The sequence below is a fragment of the Myroides pelagicus genome (genome assembly GCF_009711055.1).
Lineage (GTDB): Bacteria > Bacteroidota > Bacteroidia > Flavobacteriales > Flavobacteriaceae > Flavobacterium > Flavobacterium pelagicum.
This window is the reverse complement of the sequence record NZ_WMJY01000048.1, coordinates 1-17,831: the sequence shown is the minus strand read 5'-3', so window position 1 is coordinate 17,831 and position 17,831 is coordinate 1. Positions and strand designations below refer to the sequence as shown.

General features: G+C 36.1%; 17 protein-coding genes and 1 pseudogene. 5 read left to right on the top strand and 13 right to left on the bottom strand.

Translation table 11 applies throughout. The features are described 5' to 3' along the window. Positions 1 to 37 precede the first annotated feature (37 nt). From rlmN to hemA, 13 genes and pseudogenes are all read right to left on the bottom strand, one after another. Complete coding sequence (gene rlmN / locus GJV77_RS13635; RefSeq protein WP_155036890.1) at positions 38 to 1,078, bottom strand: 23S rRNA (adenine(2503)-C(2))-methyltransferase RlmN; 1,041 nt, start codon at positions 1,076 to 1,078, stop codon at positions 38 to 40. A gap of 127 nt (positions 1,079 to 1,205) precedes the next feature. Next, entirely contained in the window at positions 1,206 to 2,549 is a 1,344-nt protein-coding gene (locus GJV77_RS13630) for an SWIM zinc finger family protein (RefSeq protein ID WP_155036889.1), read from the bottom strand. Between the two features lie 150 nt (positions 2,550 to 2,699). Then, entirely contained in the window at positions 2,700 to 4,301 is a 1,602-nt protein-coding gene (locus GJV77_RS13625) for a fumarate hydratase (protein ID WP_155036888.1), read from the bottom strand. 421 nt (positions 4,302 to 4,722) lie between these two features. Beyond that, the gene (locus tag GJV77_RS13620) at positions 4,723 to 5,118 is read right to left on the bottom strand and encodes a c-type cytochrome (protein WP_155036887.1); all 396 of its coding nucleotides are present in this window, start codon (positions 5,116 to 5,118) and stop codon (positions 4,723 to 4,725) included. Positions 5,119 to 5,289: 171 nt separating this feature from the next. Then, positions 5,290 to 5,649: a DUF7716 domain-containing protein gene (locus GJV77_RS13615; protein WP_240142885.1), complete on the bottom strand. Its 360-nt coding sequence runs from the start codon at positions 5,647 to 5,649 to the stop codon at positions 5,290 to 5,292. 131 nt (positions 5,650 to 5,780) lie between these two features. Next, entirely contained in the window at positions 5,781 to 6,773 is a 993-nt protein-coding gene (hemB, locus tag GJV77_RS13610) for a porphobilinogen synthase (protein WP_155036886.1), read from the bottom strand. A gap of 58 nt (positions 6,774 to 6,831) precedes the next feature. Then, positions 6,832 to 7,094 (bottom strand): annotated as a pseudogene (locus GJV77_RS15090) (four helix bundle protein). A 261-nt stretch (positions 7,095 to 7,355) separates the two neighbouring features. Then, positions 7,356 to 8,261: an oxygen-dependent coproporphyrinogen oxidase gene (gene hemF, locus GJV77_RS13595; RefSeq protein ID WP_155036885.1), complete on the bottom strand. Its 906-nt coding sequence runs from the start codon at positions 8,259 to 8,261 to the stop codon at positions 7,356 to 7,358. Between the two features lie 150 nt (positions 8,262 to 8,411). Beyond that, on the bottom strand, positions 8,412 to 8,771 hold the full coding sequence (locus GJV77_RS13590; RefSeq protein ID WP_155036884.1) for a hypothetical protein: 360 nt from the start codon (positions 8,769 to 8,771) through the stop codon (positions 8,412 to 8,414). Positions 8,772 to 8,836: 65 nt separating this feature from the next. Beyond that, positions 8,837 to 9,865 carry a uroporphyrinogen decarboxylase gene (gene hemE / locus GJV77_RS13585; protein ID WP_155036883.1) on the bottom strand — a complete coding sequence of 343 codons (1,029 nt, stop codon included), beginning with the start codon at positions 9,863 to 9,865 and terminating at the stop codon, positions 8,837 to 8,839. A gap of 38 nt (positions 9,866 to 9,903) precedes the next feature. Continuing rightward, positions 9,904 to 10,569, bottom strand: coding sequence for a uroporphyrinogen-III synthase (locus GJV77_RS13580; protein ID WP_155036882.1), 666 nt, complete (start codon positions 10,567 to 10,569; stop codon positions 9,904 to 9,906). A 1-nt stretch (position 10,570) separates the two neighbouring features. Continuing rightward, complete coding sequence (gene hemC / locus GJV77_RS13575; RefSeq protein WP_155036881.1) at positions 10,571 to 11,500, bottom strand: hydroxymethylbilane synthase; 930 nt, start codon at positions 11,498 to 11,500, stop codon at positions 10,571 to 10,573. Between the two features lies 1 nt (position 11,501). Then, positions 11,502 to 12,752: a glutamyl-tRNA reductase gene (gene hemA, locus GJV77_RS13570; RefSeq protein ID WP_155036880.1), complete on the bottom strand. Its 1,251-nt coding sequence runs from the start codon at positions 12,750 to 12,752 to the stop codon at positions 11,502 to 11,504. Between the two features lie 231 nt (positions 12,753 to 12,983). Here hemA and GJV77_RS13565 point away from each other — a divergent pair, with 231 nt between their 5' ends. From GJV77_RS13565 to GJV77_RS13545, 5 genes are read left to right on the top strand one after another with little or no spacing between them, the layout of a single operon-like run. After that, positions 12,984 to 13,856, top strand: coding sequence for a helix-turn-helix transcriptional regulator (locus GJV77_RS13565; protein WP_155036879.1), 873 nt, complete (start codon positions 12,984 to 12,986; stop codon positions 13,854 to 13,856). A 3-nt stretch (positions 13,857 to 13,859) separates the two neighbouring features. Beyond that, on the top strand, positions 13,860 to 14,876 hold the full coding sequence (gene hemH / locus GJV77_RS13560) for a ferrochelatase (RefSeq protein ID WP_155036878.1): 1,017 nt from the start codon (positions 13,860 to 13,862) through the stop codon (positions 14,874 to 14,876). A gap of 11 nt (positions 14,877 to 14,887) precedes the next feature. Further along, entirely contained in the window at positions 14,888 to 15,430 is a 543-nt protein-coding gene (locus tag GJV77_RS13555) for a CopD family protein (RefSeq protein ID WP_155036877.1), read from the top strand. Next, the gene (locus GJV77_RS13550; RefSeq protein ID WP_155036876.1) at positions 15,430 to 16,902 is read left to right on the top strand and encodes an ATP-binding protein; all 1,473 of its coding nucleotides are present in this window, start codon (positions 15,430 to 15,432) and stop codon (positions 16,900 to 16,902) included. The genes GJV77_RS13555 and GJV77_RS13550 overlap by 1 nt, the downstream gene beginning before the upstream one ends. Before the next feature lie 19 nt (positions 16,903 to 16,921). Further along, entirely contained in the window at positions 16,922 to 17,707 is a 786-nt protein-coding gene (locus GJV77_RS13545; protein ID WP_155036891.1) for an enoyl-CoA hydratase/isomerase family protein, read from the top strand. The last annotated feature ends 124 nt before the right edge of the window (positions 17,708 to 17,831 follow it).

The window sequence follows — 17,831 nt, the reverse complement described above, 5'->3', positions numbered from 1 at the left end:
TGACTAATGTTGCATTTATAACTTGAATTCACGTTTTCTAAGATTTATTTGCCAACTGTCCACATGCTGCATCAATATCTTTTCCTCTACTTCTACGCACCACGACTGTTATATCATTCTTTTCTAAAGCGGCAATATAACTATTGGTCGCTTGAACTGATGCCTGTTGAAACTCCCCATCATCAATAGGGTTATATTCAATTAAATTTACTTTACAAGGTACATACTTACAAAACTTAACCAATGCATCTATTGATGCTTTATCATCATTAATGCCTTTCCAAATAACATATTCATAAGTCACACGACTTTTCGTCTTGCTATACCAATATTGCAATGACTCTCGTAAGTCTGTTAATGGAAAATTCTTTGTGAATGGCATTATTCTATTACGCGTCTCTTCAATCGCTGAGTGTAGAGATACTGCTAACTTAAACTTTACACCATCATCTGCTAATTTCTTAATCATCTTAGGAAGTCCAGACGTTGACACAGTGATGCGTTTAGGTGACATACCCAACCCCTCTTCAGAAGTTATCTTCTCTATAGCCGCCTGCACATTATTATAGTTCATCAGAGGCTCACCCATTCCCATAAATACAATATTTGATAGTGGATGTCCATGATTCTGACGACTTTGTTGATCGATAGTTAATACCTGATCATAGATCTCATCAGGGTTTAAGTTACGCATGCGTTTAAGACGTGCTGTAGCACAGAATTCACAGTCCAGACTACATCCCACCTGAGAAGATACACATGCAGTGGTTCGAGTCTCAGTTGGTATCAATACAGACTCCACAATAAGACCATCGTGTAACTGCACACCATTCTTAATCGTACCATCAGTACTAACTTGCATACTATCTACCTTGATGTGATTAATTACGAAGTTAGCATCTAGCATCTCACGGGTAGCTAAAGATAAATTACTCATATCTTCAAAACTATGAGCTCCCTTACTCCATAACCACTCGTACACTTGATTCCCTCTAAATGCTTTATCTCCCTGAGAAACAAAGAAATCCCTTAATTGTTCCTTAGATAAACTTCTGATGTCTTTTTTGTCTGTTTGCATGCCGCAAAGTTAATCTCAAATTATTCGACTGCCAAATACTGTAATAAAATTATAACAATTAGTATTTTGATGAGTAGTGAACCGTCTGTACACGAAATATGCTACGGTAGAACTACACTGTCAACCGTTAACCAATAATCTTATTCACTGCCAACACGTGTTTACACATTCCTCTATCTCCTTGGTACTTGCCATACCATTCGCAGGTACAGCGTTGTTGTTCACCATCTAAGATTACCATATGTCTGACACCTCCAGTACCATCTACACGAGCCTCTACACGTCCATTAGCATTACTAATAATCTCTACCTTCTTTTCGACAATCAGTTTCTCTGCATTCTTCAGACGAGGGTTCAAACTCATAATGCGCTCCAACTTAAACGGTAATCGCCTATAGAAAAACGCATTCTCATCTAGATCAAACCCCAACAATCCCATAGATACCATACGCGCCGTTAGATTATCGATATCCTTAAACCCAAAGCCTTCTTCCATTGCCATAAGTGTTGGATTAAAGCGTTGATTAGCATAAGCATATTTATCTATCGCATCTATCCACTCGTCATCTATATCTTCTATCAAGGACTCTAATGCTGCCCCCTCTCCAGAGAAACCTCTATAAGCCTCTCGCGATAAAGACAAACTAAATCGAATAGGTCCAAAGTACAACTGCCAAGTCGTACTCTGCATATCAGGATGCGGAAATACCTGCATACTATCCATATAGGGCAACAACGGCTCTAACAACCTCAACCGATGAATAGCCCCTACACATACTGCATTAGCCGACTTCACAGCCGAAAACATAGGCATATTACCTCGTGTGACTAAATAGTAATCCATCTTTACCACACCTTTAGGTATTCCTCTAAAGAGTTGTTGTGTCTGTATTTTGTTAAACGTATGTGTATGCTCAGCCTTAGACAAGTAGATTTGCACAGTACTTAATCCCTTAACCCATTTGATTGGCAGAGGTACTCTGCGCTCTACAATCTTTTTCTCCTCTGTCTGAATACTCACTTCTTTCTGACCGATAGACAGTAGCACTTTCTCAGTTTGTTTAATACTATTCAGTGCAGTAAGCATTGGTTGATTAAAATCCACATTAGTCGTTCCATTCTCTAAGAACTCACCCTCTAACCCATCAGGGAGTACATCTACACGAGCATATACACCCGCACAGTGTGAGAACCCCTCGAAGCGCACTCTACCATCACCCGCTGTAGCGATAGGATCTTTTAACTTCGCTAAATCAGTTGGAGACAGATTAAAACTAGACTTCACTACACTAGATAAAGTAATCAAGCATCTCCCCATAATAAACGGATTCTTCACATTCCCTGAAAAGAAACATGGAGCATCTGTATTTTTCTGTATCTCACTATACTTCGCTAAGAATAACTCATCACCTCCCTTACCTTTCGTTAAGCTTGATGGATTATTGTATCTGTATGATAATATGTCATTCATGGAAATTCTTAATGATAAGGCAAGGTAGTAAATTTCATAGATATAAATTACTCACACCTACTTACATCAAATATACTCCTTATAAAAAAACCGATACTGTCGCTAGTATCGGCTCTTCTGTCGTCTATAAATTGTTAGTTTATTCTGGTATTATAAATTTTGGAAGAAGTCATTTCCTTTATCATCAGTGATGATGAATGCAGGGAAGTTCTTAACCTTAATCTTACGAACAGCTTCCATACCAAGTTCTGGGAAGTCTACCACCTCTACACTTAAGATATTCTCTTTAGCAAGGATAGCAGCTGGCCCACCGATAGAACCTAAATAGAAACCACCGTGTTTTTTACAAGCATCAGTGACCGCTTGACTACGGTTACCTTTAGCAAGCATAATCATACTACCACCTACTGCTTGGAATGCATCTACGTATGGATCCATACGTCCTGCAGTAGTAGGTCCGAAACTACCTGATGGCATACCATCTGGAGTCTTAGCAGGTCCTGCGTAGTACACTGGGTGATTTTTGAAATACTCAGGCATCTCTTGTCCGTTGTCTAACATCTCTTGGATCTTAGCGTGAGCAATGTCGCGCGCCACGATAACAGTTCCATTCAACATTAAACGGGTTTTAATAGGGTGCTTGGTCAACTCCGCTAATTGAGCTTCCATTGGTTGATCCAAATCAATAACAACAGGCTCTTCTAAATGCGGAGGTGTTGCAGGTAAAAATTGAGCAGGGTTTGTTTCTAATTGTTCTACGAATAAACCATCAGCTGTAATTTTTGCTTTGATATTTCTATCTGCCGAACAAGATACTCCTAATCCTACTGGACATGAAGCAGCGTGACGAGGTAAACGGATTACACGTACATCGTGTGTAAAGTACTTCCCTCCAAACTGCGCCCCAATATGAGACTCTTGGCAGATTAATTGTAATTTTTGTTCCCACTCTAAGTCGCGGAACGCCTGACCTCCCATATTACCCGAAGTAGGTAGATTATCATAGTATCCAGCTGAAGCTTTCTTAACAGCTGCTAAGTTAGCCTCTGCAGATGTACCACCGATCACTAAAGCCAAGTGATATGGAGGACAAGCTGCTGTACCTAAATCCATGATTTTTTCTTTAATAAACTCCGTTAAGTTCTTGTCGTTTAATAACGCTTTTGTCTTTTGGTATAAGAAAGTCTTGTTAGCAGACCCTCCACCTTTAGCTAAGAATAAGAACTCATATTTAGCGCCTTGTGTAGCATAGATATCAATCTGTGCTGGTAAGTTTGAACCTGAGTTTTTCTCTTCAAACATACTGATTGGAACTATCTGAGAATAGCGCAAGTTTTTCTTTTGGTAGGTTTCAAAAATACCTCTAGACAAACTTTCAGCATCATTTGATCCCGTATATACATTCTCTCCTTTTTTAGCAACAACAATCGCTGTTCCTGTATCTTGACAAGATGGTAATTGACCATCTACAGCTACTTGAGCATTTTGCAATAAATTATAAGCAACGAAACGGTCATTATCTGTCGCCTCTGGATCATCTAAAATCGCTTTCAATTTCTTTAAATGAGCAGTTCTCAACATAAAAGAAACATCTGTCATAGCAGTTTCCGCTAACAACTCAATACCCTTAGGATCAACCACTAATATTTCGCGATCTCCTAATTTTTCAACTTTTACGTACTCGGAAGAAATCTTTTTATATTGCGTATCATCTTTCTGAATTGGATACGGATCTTGATATATAAAGTCCATTGAATCTATTGTTTTAATTGGATAGTAAAGTTACGAATTATACTATGTAGAAAATATTAGAATCTGTCTAAATAACCCCTCTTAATGACTATTAAGTATCAAAAAAAAGAAAAGAAAAAACTAAATTACCCCACAGAACTCCACCTTTTTCATTCAAAATCACACATGAGAAAATACAAAACGAATAAAACACGGTTAATCAGAACCCCTTATCACATTCAGTCTTGCCAATCCTTGCAGTATTCGTGCGCTTTCCTTCAGGTTTACTTGCCTCAAGCTTAGGGTTTGGCAAGAAAACTGCACCTATACTGCACTCATACCTCAACCATCTCAAAACCGAATCCACAACAAATAAAAATTGAAGAGCCTTAATGTTTCTTCACATTAAGGCTCTTTATTATTAGTATTGAAGCATTCTATTCTATAGACTACGCATATAGGCAATAATCGCTTTCATCTCCGTATCCGAAAAACGCTTAGTAATCGTCAGATTTGGCTCCATCATCGAAAATTGTATAGGGTCAATGATAGCTTCACTTTTCCCTCTTAGAAAGGCGTCAAGATCAGCACCTGCAGCGTCATACCCTTTCACAATCTCCTTAATACTTGGACCAATCAATTTCTTATCGGCCAAATGACAACTTGTACAGTTTCCTTTTCCTCTAAATAACTTATCTCCTTTTTCGATTAATTCAGCTTCTGTCAATTGTTTTGGCTCACCTGTTGCTGTATTCTCGTTTTTCTTTTCTTTACCTCCACAAGAAAACAAAACGAAACTTGTCATTACAAGTACTCCAAATTTTAGTAATTTATTCATTGTTGTTGTTTATTTTGATTTGTTCCTCAAAAATAGGAAATCACGAACTAATAAATCACTGAAAAAGGTTCCTATTATAGCATAAAACAGACATTTAGACGAGTAAGATACTACATTTAACTTTTCGTAAACAAATCAAGCTTCATACCTCTGTAGCTAGTCTATTAAAAATCAACAAACATCCATAAAGTCGTCGTGTTCTAAGTAATAATCTAAGGCTGAGATAAGTTGCTCGACAGTGACATTTTTACTGCGACTAACAGCCAAATCCACTACATCTTGTATATTCTCATCTGAACAAAAATACCACATAGCATGTTCCACTACGTATTCTGGAAATATCTCTTCATCATAATCTTTTACCTCAACAGGATTACCAACATAGACCTCTAAATCACTCGTCACCTCAGCTTCTACAGCATAAAGAGCATAGTTATAACTAGGAGCGTAGTACGCTGCTCGCTCTTGCTTATCCTTTACGAGATTAATAAACTCACCTAATAGATAGGTTTTATTTTTAAATGTTGTCACTATATTTTCTTCTTTAAAATATAAAGGTAATCTTATTCCTTCACAAAAACACCAACTCTATCTCTTGCAAATTAATTCTATAAAAAAAGCCCAACCAATGGTTGAGCTTCTTATATTTTCAATTGCGTCTATTACTTATTCAACAACAAAGCCGCATCTTTTGCGAAATATGTTGAGATAATACTTGCTCCAGCACGTTTAATACACGTTAATTGTTCCATCATAATCTGATCGTGGTCTAGCCATCCTCTTTCAGATGCAGCTTTTACCATTGCATACTCCCCTGATACTTGATACACAGCTACAGGCACATTTACTGCGTCTTTCACTTCGCGTACGATATCTAGATAAGCAATTCCAGGCTTAACCATAAGAATATCCGCACCTTCTTCTACATCATATAGAGCTTCTTTTACAGCTTCAATGCGGTTAGCATAGTCCATTTGGTAAGTTTTTTTATCTTTTGGAATCTCCATATCAGCTTTTGGCGCACTGTCTAGAGCATCTCTGAAAGGGCCATAAAATGCAGAAGCATACTTCGCAGAGTAACTCATAATGCCTACATTAGTAAATCCTGACTGATCTAATGCCTCACGCATACGCAAGATTCGTCCATCCATCATATCACTTGGCGCTACGAAATCTGCTCCTGCCTCAGCGTGTGATACACTCATCTTCGTCAGTGCATCAACGGTTGGATCATTCACTACTACTCCATTCTCAATGATACCATCATGTCCATAAATAGAATAAGGATCTAAGGCTACATCCGGCATCACGATCATCTGAGGACAAGCATCTTTAATCGCTTTAATCGCTGTCTGCATTAATCCGTTAGGATTCCATGCTTCCGTACCAGCATTGTCTTTTAAATGATCACTTACTTTCACATAGATATTCACTGCGCGAATACCTAAAGCATATAATTCTTTCACTTCCTTTACAGTCAGGTCTACAGAACGTCTGAACATACCTGGCATCGAAGGAATAGCTTCTTGTACATTTGTCCCTTCTGCTATAAACATTGGGAACATAAAATCTTGTGGAGTCACGATAGTCTCTCTTACTAGACTACGAATAGACTCATTAGTTCTTAATCTTCTACCTCTTTGTAATGGAAACATAATTATTTAGTTTACGGTTTACGGCTTACAGTTGCTCTCGACATCTATAAATAGACCGTTAACCTTTATTTGATTCATTATTTATTGCTATTTTAATCTTATTAATTAGAGAAGCGAACATTTTTTTAATACTTACAATATCATTTTGAAGTGCATAATATTCTGCATCTCTAATATATCGTAAATCCCTTGACAAAAGAAGTAAATACTCGACTTCATGAGCAGAACCAGATGCTATATATAAATACCTAACTCTCTCTGTGTATCCTTACCACATCCTTCTGCGATATTGGTAGGAATCGACACTACTGCCTTTCTTATCTAATCTATTAAATTTATTTTCTCATACTTAGGATATAAATTTAATAATGGATAGATCTTTAATACTAATTCATGGCTCAGTTTCCAAACATTATAATTTCGATAGTCTATCGTATAGTTTATGATTATTTATAATAGCATAAACTGCAACAACAAACATTTCATTATACACAAAATCTAATAACTTAATAATTTGTTTATATAACTAATTATCTCTATTAAGTAGTTTCATATTGTAAACTGTCAACCGTGAACTATAAACTATTTCACCCAATCAACAGGATTTGCTAATACCTTTAAAAGCTTCTCTTCCCAACCACCCTCTTCTGGATGATGGTCATACACCCACTGTACGTGTGGAGGTAAACTCATCAAGATAGATTCGATACGTCCATTAGTTTTTAGACCAAAAAGAGTTCCCTTGTCATGTACAAGATTAAACTCTACATATCTACCTCTTCTTATCTCTTGCCATGTACGCTGTACCTCATTGTATGGTAAATCCTTTCTTTTTTCTACAATAGGTAAATAAGCATCTAAGAAGCTATTCCCCACTTCTGTCACAAAGTTGTACCACTGCTCCATAGACATTTCTTCTGTCGCTTCTAAACGATCGAAGAATAGCCCTCCAATACCACGTGCCTCTTCTCTATGAGTATTCCAGAAATACTCATCACATTGTTTCTTAAACAGTGGATAGAAAGTAGCATTGTGTTGATCACAAGCTTTCTTACACACCGCATGGAAATGAGCAGCATCTTCTTCAAATAAATAATACGGAGTCAAGTCTTGTCCACCTCCAAACCAAGAACGCACTACATTACCCTCTTTGTCATACATCTCGAAGTAACGCCAGTTAGCGTGAACGGTAGGCACCATTGGATTTTTGGGATGAATTACAAGTGAAAGTCCACAAGCAAAGAAATCAACGTCACCTACATTAAAGTACTTTTGCATAGCAACTGGTAATGGTCCATGTACAGCAGAGATATTCACCCCTCCTTTTTCGAATACATCACCATTCTCAATCACACGCGTACGACCTCCACCACCTTCTGGACGCTCCCATAGATCTTGTTGGAAAGTTGCCTTTCCGTCTATATCTTCAAGTCCCTTAGTGATGGTATCTTGAAGTTGTTGTATATATTGATAAAACTTTTCTTTCATAATTATTTGATATTTCGATAGTACTAAAAAACACAAGGGTAGTAAGCTAGTCTAAGCAAAGAAAAAAAACTTAACAAGGAAATTGTCCTACCCTCTCAATTAAAGAGAGAAACACAAAAAAACAACTATAAGCAGTTTTAGACTGTTTTTTTATAAACGACTAATTTTAGTCATAATGTCAAAGGAAAAAGATTTACTTTCATTCTGAATAAATGCGTATAGTGCTTTGGCTTTGTCCTTAAAGGAAGGTTCTGATACAGACCACTTAACTAAAATATCTGCAAATTGCTCCATATACCCCCAATTAAAGTTAAAGCGATATAGATGTTCTGCTAATACAGTCCCATCAGTTATCAACAGATGTTCATAACTCAACCCTATTTTCTTCAATTCTTCATCTAAGACCGCTAAACAAGCCTCCTGCTCAGGCACAAAACCTATTGAGGATAACTTTAATACAATAGACTCTATACGTCTATCCTCTTCACTTCTAACTCCTTTATTTAACATGCGTACTAAGGAATAAAAAACAGAAAAGCCTACGTCTATATGCAGCAGGCTCTTCTGTCTAATTTCTATTTATGTTCATATTCTTTTACAGCTTCAATAAATGCTTTCGCATGATCTACAGGAATATGTGGTAAGATACCATGTCCTAAATTTACAATGTATTTATCTTTTCCAAAAGCATCGATCATCTCATGAACCATTTTTTTAATAGTAGGTATTGGAGACATCAAACGACTTGGATCAAAATTACCTTGTAATGTAATATCACCTCCTGTAAATAAACGAGCATTCTGAGGACTGCACGTCCAATCTACTCCTAAAGCAGAAGCTTTTGATTTTGCCATTTCTGGCAACGCAAACCAACAACCTTTACCGAATACAATAACTGGAGTAATATCAGCTAAAGCTTCAACAATTTGATTGATATATTGCCAAGAGAACTCTTGATAATCTGTTGGAGATAACATTCCCCCCCAAGAGTCAAATATTTGGACTGCATTTACACCTGCTTTTACCTTTTCCTTTAAGTATAAAATAGTCGTATCAGTAATTTTCTGCAACAATGCGTGAGCAGCAATAGGATCTGAAAAACACATTCCCTTTGCTAAGTCAAAGCTCTTAGAACCTTTACCCTCTACAGCATAACAAAAGATAGTCCAAGGAGAACCTGCAAAACCAATTAACGGTACCTCGTCGTTCAACATCTCTTTCGTTACTTTAATAGCATCCATCACATACCCTAAAGTCTCTTCAATATTAGGTACGATAACTTGCTCTACATCTTTAGCTGAACGAATAGGATTTGGCACCCAAGGTCCTACACCTGGTCTCATTTCAACATCAATGTTCATAGCTTGCGGTACGACTAAAATATCCGAGAACAAAATAGCAGCATCTGGTTTTACAATACGTATTGGTTGTACTGTAATTTCAGCTGCGATTTCAGGCATTCTACAACGTGTAAAAAAATCATACTTATCTCTTAATTCGCGAAACTCTGGTAAGTATCTACCTGCTTGACGCATCATCCATACAGGTGGTCTCTCTACTGTTTCACCTTTTAACGCTCTTAAGAACAAATCATTTTTAATCATTTCTTTTCGATTTTAATACGTCAATTTTTAGCTGACTCTTATTTATAATAATCAACACAAGCTTGTATTGTAGCTTCCACTGTAGGTTGCTTAGCAATAACAATATTTTGTGCAACTCCTTTTAACGATTCTGCTGTTGTCTCTCCAATACAAAAACACACCTCTGTAGTAATGTTATTCTGCTGAAGATAACTAGCAATTGCAGACGGACTATAAAAGCATAACCCATCTACCTTATTAACATTCTTTATTGGACGTAATACGGTTTGATAAACTGTAAACTCATTAAAGACAACTCCATTAGCTCTAAATGATTCAGGCAGTAAATCTCTCCTAATATTCCCACTAAAAAACGTTAAGTTTTTGTCTTTAAATTGCTGAATAATTATTGGTGCCAAATCTCTAGCATAGTGAGCCCAAGCCTTGACTATCCAACCATTCGCCTCAAGTAACTCTTTTGTTTTAATTCCTACACATAATGCTGGCTTAACGTTAAGCCTATCGCGATACCCTTGTTCCATTACGCTCTTTACTGCATTTTGACTAGTGAACAATACATAATCGTTGACTGCTTCTAAGTCAAAAGCCAAATGTTCAATGCCAATATAATCTTCTGATAACAGCTTAACATTGGCCAAATCAGGATTCTCTAACATACTTGCTTTTAACTTACGTGTAGATAAAACAACTGGATTAAAAGGCATCTTATTTTTTTAATTGTTGACGTAGTTCATCCATCAATATACTACCTCCATTATCTAATATTTCTTTCGCAGCAAAGAAACCAAGTTTTTTCCACTCAGTAATATCAACAACTTTATTTACTTCAAATTTCTGTTGCCCATCTAAAGAAAACAATACTCCTTTAAAATTAATAGTATCATCGTGTTCATTATAGGTTGCCAATGCTCCAATAGGCGCAGTACACCCACCTTCTAACGTTCTAAGAAACTGTCTTTCAATATGCGTAGCCATTTCCGTTTCATAGTCATTCAATTGAGCTACTGCATCAAGAGCATAGTCATCATCTGCGTTAACCACTACTACCATCGCTCCTTGAGCCGGTGCAGGGATCATCCAATCAAGATTAATAAAATTAGATGGTTTCTTTTTGATTCTATCCAAACCAGCTGAAGCAAAGATAGCTCCATTCCAATCGCTGTTTTGTAGTTTTTCCATACGCGTGTTTACATTTCCACGCAAATCAACTGTTGTATGTTTTGGAAAGCGATTAAGCCATTGAGCCTTGCGTCTTAAGCTACCTGTAGCCACAACAGCTTGTTTATCTTCTGACATAAAAGAAACATCTCCTTTATGTAATAAAATATCCACTGTATTAGCGCGTTTAAGCACCGCTCCTTGCACGATTCCCTGAGGTAAAGCTGTTGGTACATCTTTCATAGAATGTACAGCGATATCCACCTCTTTTTTTATCATTGCTACATCAAGAGTCTTAGTAAAGATGCCAGTGATTCCCATTTCATAAAGTGGCTTATCTAATACTAAATCACCTGTAGATTTAACAGGTACTAATTCAGTCTTATACCCTAATTTCTGAAGAGACTTCTCTACTGTCTTAGCTTGCCACAATGCTAGTTCACTATCACGTGTACCAATACGAATAATTCTACTCATTTTAATTTGATTCTATATGAAACACTTTTTCTATCCACTCAATACTTTGATCAACTACCGTATCTTCATGACGAAGATGATTTGCAAACTGAGTAGTAATTTTTTGTATAATGCGCATACTAATAAGTTCAGCTTGCTCTGAATCAAAATTATCATATTTCTTCTTATGATAATCTAATTCGCCATCTTTTATCTGCTCTAATTTTGTTTTTAGTGCATGAATTGTCGGAGCAAACTTTCTCATTTTTGTCCAAGCGATAAACTCAGACATTACTTCTTCTATTATTTCTTCCGCTTGGGGAATAAACGCCCTTCTTCTTTCAATGGTTTTATCCGTCATCTGAGATAAGTAATCCAAGTGGATTAACTCTACACCGTTAATAGTCGTCACGTCAGCATTTACGTTCTTTGGAATAGATAAATCCAGAATAACTAAAGGCTTATTCAGGTTCAGAAGAGCTTTATCAACAGTCGGGTTCTGTGCTCCTGTTGCCACTATCAACACATCAGCCTTTCTGATCTCTGCCTGTAAATCAGCATAGTCCTTAACAACTAAATTAAACTTACCTGCAACTTCTAATGCTCTTTCTTTTGTACGGTTTATTAAAGTTATATGATCATTCTTAGTGTGCTTCACCAAGTTCTCACATGTATTTCTTCCAATCTTACCAGTTCCAAACAACAAAATATTCTTATTTGAAATATCTTCTACATGATCAATAATATATTGAACAGAAGCAAACGAAACAGAAGTTGCTCCAGAGCTCAATTCCGTTTCATTCTTAATACGTTTACTCGCTTGTATAACCGCATTAACTAATCGCTCAAAATAATTTGTTGTAAGTCCTTTTCCTTTAGAAGCGTAAAAACCATTTTTAATCTGTGCAATAATCTCAAAGTCTCCTAAGATCTGACTATCTAGACCTGTCCCTACACGAAACATGTGCTCGATAGCTTCTCTATTCTTATAAACATAAGCTACATTGCGAAAGTCATCAACTGACCCATTGCTATTATCACATAATAACTGTATCAATTCAAATGGATGTTGTGCAAAACCATATATCTCAGTACGATTACATGTTGATATTACAATTAAGCTTTCTATTCCACTACGCTTAGCTTGTTCTAATAGATTCTCCTTGGCCTCCTCACTCAAACTGAACTTTCCTCTCATTTCAGCGTCAGCCTTTTTATAACTTAAACCGATTGTATAAAAAGTAGACGACTTAGCCTTATCTATTTTTTCCATATTGCACTATTAATTCAAAAAAGTATACAAATTTATAACTAAACAACTTAGAAAAATAACGCCCGAAGGACTATTTATATCGCTAAAGGAATATGACAAAAAAAAAGACCATATTTAATTAAATTACAGTACATTTGTAGTCCCATCAAGGCTTTAGAAGCACTCTATCTAGAATCGTTCTAAATAGAAATGTTGATTTATACTTTTGAAAAGTAGTACAAAAATATCGCTATGAGTCCAATTGAAGAAATAACTATCGATTCACAATATTCGATACTAAGAATTGAAAATACAAGCACTGAAACCATTCATTTTGAAAAAGAAATGGACACTGATATGATCCAATTCTATTTCTGTTTAAAAGGAAATAGTAAGTTTATCTTTAACCAAGGGTCTTATGCCTTGGGTCTAGCAGAAGACAAATCACTATTACTATACAACCCTCAAAAACAACTTCCTATACATCTAGAGGTTTCACCAAACACATGGTTTATAGGAATACTAATATCCATCAAAAAATTCCACGCACTCTTTTCTTCCGAAGCAGAGTTTATTGGATTCCTTAGAGGAGATAATATAAATAAGAAATACTACAACGAGGAGCAAGTAAGTCCCTCAATGGCTATCGTTTTGAATCAAATGTTCAACAACTACATGAATCAATCGATTAAGAATTTATATTACACCGGTAAGACCTATGAACTATTAAGCTTACTTTTTCATCAAACAGAAGATCAGACTCTCGAAAACTGCCCTTTCCTGTCAGACGAAGATGAAGTAGTCAAAATTCGCAAAGCGAAAGAAATTATAATTGCAAAAATGACCGAACCACCAACGCTTCAAGAGTTAGCAGACATGGTCGGTATCAATATAAAGAAACTTAAACTAGGCTTTAAGCAAATTTACGGAGATTCTGTATTTAGTTTTTTATTTGACTATAAAATGGAATATGCCAGACAATTACTAGACAATGGCAATTACAATGTCAACGAGGTCGGCCTTAAAGTAGGCTATAGTTCTGCTAGCCACTTTATCTCTGCTTTTAAAAAGAAATTTGGCACTACTCCAAAGAAATACTTAATGTCTAAAAACTCAAACAATTAAACAATGCAAGGAATATTATTAGTAAACCTAGGATCTCCTAAATCGCCAACAGCAAAAGATGTTAAACCATATCTTGACGAATTCTTAATGGACGAACGAGTGATAGATGTACCCTATCTTCTACGTGCATTTTTAGTTCGAGGAATTATCTTAAATACTAGACCCAAAAAATCAGCAGAAGCATATAAGAAAATATGGTGGCCTGAAGGCTCTCCATTAATCGTTATCTCAGAAAGACAACAAAAAAAAGTTCAAGAGCTAATTGATATACCTGTTGCATTAGCAATGAGATACGGCGAACCCTCTATTAAAACAGGAATTGAAGAATTAAAAGCGAAAGGTGTAAGTGATATTTTAATGATACCACTATATCCGCAATTTGCTATGGCTACCACAGAAACTATCGATGTTTTAGCAAAAAACCTTATTAAAAAACACTTTCCTGAAATCAAACTAACAAGTTTACCCGCTTTCTACAACAAACCAGAATATATCGAAGCTCTAGCCGAATCCATCAAAAGTCATCTGGAAGGATTTGACTACGACCATCTTCTTTTCTCATACCATGGAGTACCCGAAAGACATATCAAAAAGTCAGACATAACTAAAAGTCATTGTCAAATAAACAACAAATGCTGTGTCACAAATTCTAAAGCACACGAGTTTTGCTACAGACACCAGTGCTTAGAAACAACCAGACAAGTAGTTGAAAAACTAAACATCCCTGAAGGGAAATACAGCTCCTCTTTCCAATCAAAGCTTGGCCCAGACAAATGGCTTCAACCTCCGACAGACGACACTGTAAATGAATTTCCAACTCAAGGCATAAAAAAATTAGCCGTAGTTACACCAGCATTCGTCGCAGACTGTATTGAAACTTTGGAAGAAATCGGCTTGGAAGCTCACCATGAATTTATCAATCACGGCGGTGAAGAATTCAGAACTATCCCATGCTTGAACGATGATGACCTATGGATAAATGCTTTAGTAACTTGGATAAAAGAGTGGAAAAATAACTAATACAATATACTATGTTATATCTATACCTAAAATCATTACACATCATCTTTGTCGTATGTTGGTTTGCAGGCCTATTCTATATTGTTCGCCTTTTCGTATACTATGCAGAGACCGCAGATATGAACAAAACAGAACAAACGATTCTTAGAAATCAATACACAATAATGACCAACAGGTTATGGAATATTATTACTTGGCCTGCGGCCATTCTAACAACTATATTTGGTGTTTGGATGCTCATCGAAACACCTATGTGGCTAAGCCAACCGTGGATGCACATTAAGCTACTATTTGTCGTATTGCTATTTGCCTATCACATGAAGTGCCATCAATTTGTAAAACAAATAAACAATCGCACATTAACCAAAACCTCCTCTTTTTTTAGAATTTGGAATGAAGGAGCTACGCTCATTTTATTTTCTGTTGTATTTTTAGTAATTTTAAAAAGTACAGTAACCTGGGTATTTGGCGTAGTTGGTTTAGTAGGCTTATCAATCTTATTAATGTTAGGCATTAAACTCTATAAGAATATTCGTGAACGCAACAAAAACTAATGAAAGATGAGTTTTTATTAAAGAATTTCTCCCTGAGAAACAGAATATTCTTTTCCTTAATTTTCTTAAGTATCATTTCGTCTGTATTGATATCTGCCGTCTCTGTACACCAATTTAGAGAGGAGGCTCACAATTATCATCAATACAGACTCGAACGAAAAGAGATAGCTATCAACGAGAATATAAACTATATCCTTACCACTACCCCTTTCCCCTTAGTAACCAAAAATCTACAAGCGATCTTCAAGGATAAAATCCACGAACTAGCAGCTATTCACGACACAGAAATCAATTTACACGATCTACGTGGCAACTTAGTTATTTCTTCTAAAGGCACTTTTTCTGTTGACAGAATCGCTCCCGATCTTTCTCCGATCATTTTAAAGGCGATACAACAGTCTCCTGACAAAAGATTTATCGATGTACAATCATTCGAAAAAAGCCGTTTACGCGTTGCATATAGCTACCTTAAAGATGACCAATTTAAACCGCTAGGGATATTAGCTATCCCTTATGAGGAAAAAACAGAATTTTATGAAAATGAAATCAAAAACTTCATGATAAAATTCGGGCAAGTTTACATCATCATGCTTATCATGTCCATTGCTATTTCTTACTTCCTTTCAAACTATATCATCCAAAACCTAAAAGACATAAGTAATAAAATCAAGAAAACAACCCTTGGACAAAAAAATGAAAAAATAGAAAACTCTTCTACCAGTAAAGAGATATCAACACTGATCAACGCTTATAATGACATGGTTGATAAACTAGATGAAAGTTACCACAAATTAGCTCAAAGCGAAAGAGAACAAGCATGGAGAGAAATGGCAAAACAAGTAGCCCATGAGGTCAAAAACCCTTTAACACCAATGCGACTAACAGTTCAGAGCTTTGAAAGACGCTTTGACCCTGAAGACCCAGATATACGCAAAAAACTAAAAGAATTTAGCCTCGTATTAATTCAACAGATTGATACAATGTCATCTGTCGCAACAGCTTTTTCGAGTTTTGCCTCTATGCCTGCGCAAAAAAACGAAACCCTTGATGTCGTCAAAACAGTCAAGCTATCCTTAGATATCTTCAACGAACCATACATCAACTTCACGACTGATGAAGAGGAAATTATTTCGAAAATTGATCAAACACAATTAATCCGAATAATCACTAACTTAGTCAAAAATGCAATCCAAGCAATGCCAGAAACACAAACCAATCCAAGTATTGACGTTACCATCTACAGGTTGGAAAATCAAGTTGTCATTCAAATAAAAGACAACGGAACCGGTATTGGAAATGACAACATTAATAAAGTATTCCAACCTAAATTTACAACCAAAAGCAGCGGAATGGGACTTGGACTTGGTATTATTAAAAATATTGTTGAAAACTACGAAGGAACCATTACTTTTAAAACAAAATTAGAAGAGGGAACAACTTTTACTGTAACTTTACCTATTATTGAAGAATAAAATATATAAAACCATGAAAATGAATTACGAAAATATTCTAATTGAAAAGGAAAAAAACCTTGCCATTATAACCATAAATAGACCAAAGAGTCTAAACGCTCTAAACAAAGCAACGATTGAGGAACTTAACCACTTACTAATTACCCTTGAAAGTGACAAAGAGACTAAGGCAATCATTCTAACTGGTAGTGGTGAAAAAGCTTTCGTAGCTGGAGCTGATATCAAAGAATTCTCAAACTTCAACACAAGTGAAGGTTCACAACTAGCCGCAAAAGGACAAGAGCTTTTATTTGATTATGTACAAAACTACAGCAAACCAATTATCGCAGCTGTTAACGGATTTGCTTTAGGAGGAGGACTAGAGTTAGCAATGGCTGCTCATTTCAGAACAGCTTCCTCTAATGCTAGAATGGGATTACCAGAAGTAACACTTGGGTTAATACCAGGATATGGAGGAACACAACGCTTACCACAATTAATCGGAAAAGGTAGAGCGATGGAAATGATCATGACTGCTGAAATGATTAATGCCGACAAAGCACTCGATTTCGGCCTAGTAAACCACGTTGTAGAGCAAAGTGAATTATTGACTTTCACAAAACAAATCGCTCAAAAAATCACTAATAACTCCTCTACAGCTATTGGCAAAGCGATTAAGTCAATCAATGCCAACTATAGAGATGGCATAAATGGATTTCACGAAGAAATTAAATGCTTTGGAGAGTGTTTTGACACAGAAGACTTCAAAGAAGGAACTACAGCCTTCATCGAAAAAAGAAAAGCAGAATTCAAAGGAACAATATAAAATAAAAAGGTCGAAGCTTTATAAACTTCGACCTTTTTAATTATAAATATAAAAATGGATATTTTCAAATTATCTTATTTAAAGATATTTTGTTGGCCTACAAGGACTCGAACCTTGAACGACT

What these genes read in the sequence shown, in the direction of transcription:
- rlmN (WP_155036890.1), bottom strand. Translation starts at nt 1,078, where the DNA reads ATGCAAACAGACAAAAAAGACATCAGAAGTTTATCTAAGGAACAATTA.
- GJV77_RS13630 (WP_155036889.1), bottom strand. Translation starts at nt 2,549, where the DNA reads ATGAATGACATATTATCATACAGATACAATAATCCATCAAGCTTAACG.
- GJV77_RS13625 (WP_155036888.1), bottom strand. Translation starts at nt 4,301, where the DNA reads ATGGACTTTATATATCAAGATCCGTATCCAATTCAGAAAGATGATACG.
- GJV77_RS13620 (WP_155036887.1), bottom strand. Translation starts at nt 5,118, where the DNA reads ATGAATAAATTACTAAAATTTGGAGTACTTGTAATGACAAGTTTCGTT.
- hemB (WP_155036886.1), bottom strand. Translation starts at nt 6,773, where the DNA reads ATGTTTCCATTACAAAGAGGTAGAAGATTAAGAACTAATGAGTCTATT.
- hemF (WP_155036885.1), bottom strand. Translation starts at nt 8,261, where the DNA reads ATGAAAGAAAAGTTTTATCAATATATACAACAACTTCAAGATACCATC.
- GJV77_RS13590 (WP_155036884.1), bottom strand. Translation starts at nt 8,771, where the DNA reads ATGTTAAATAAAGGAGTTAGAAGTGAAGAGGATAGACGTATAGAGTCT.
- hemE (WP_155036883.1), bottom strand. Translation starts at nt 9,865, where the DNA reads ATGATTAAAAATGATTTGTTCTTAAGAGCGTTAAAAGGTGAAACAGTA.
- GJV77_RS13580 (WP_155036882.1), bottom strand. Translation starts at nt 10,569, where the DNA reads ATGCCTTTTAATCCAGTTGTTTTATCTACACGTAAGTTAAAAGCAAGT.
- hemC (WP_155036881.1), bottom strand. Translation starts at nt 11,500, where the DNA reads ATGAGTAGAATTATTCGTATTGGTACACGTGATAGTGAACTAGCATTG.
- hemA (WP_155036880.1), bottom strand. Translation starts at nt 12,752, where the DNA reads ATGGAAAAAATAGATAAGGCTAAGTCGTCTACTTTTTATACAATCGGT.
- GJV77_RS13565 (WP_155036879.1), top strand. Translation starts at nt 12,984, where the DNA reads ATGAGTCCAATTGAAGAAATAACTATCGATTCACAATATTCGATACTA.
- hemH (WP_155036878.1), top strand. Translation starts at nt 13,860, where the DNA reads ATGCAAGGAATATTATTAGTAAACCTAGGATCTCCTAAATCGCCAACA.
- GJV77_RS13555 (WP_155036877.1), top strand. Translation starts at nt 14,888, where the DNA reads ATGTTATATCTATACCTAAAATCATTACACATCATCTTTGTCGTATGT.
- GJV77_RS13550 (WP_155036876.1), top strand. Translation starts at nt 15,430, where the DNA reads ATGAAAGATGAGTTTTTATTAAAGAATTTCTCCCTGAGAAACAGAATA.
- GJV77_RS13545 (WP_155036891.1), top strand. Translation starts at nt 16,922, where the DNA reads ATGAATTACGAAAATATTCTAATTGAAAAGGAAAAAAACCTTGCCATT.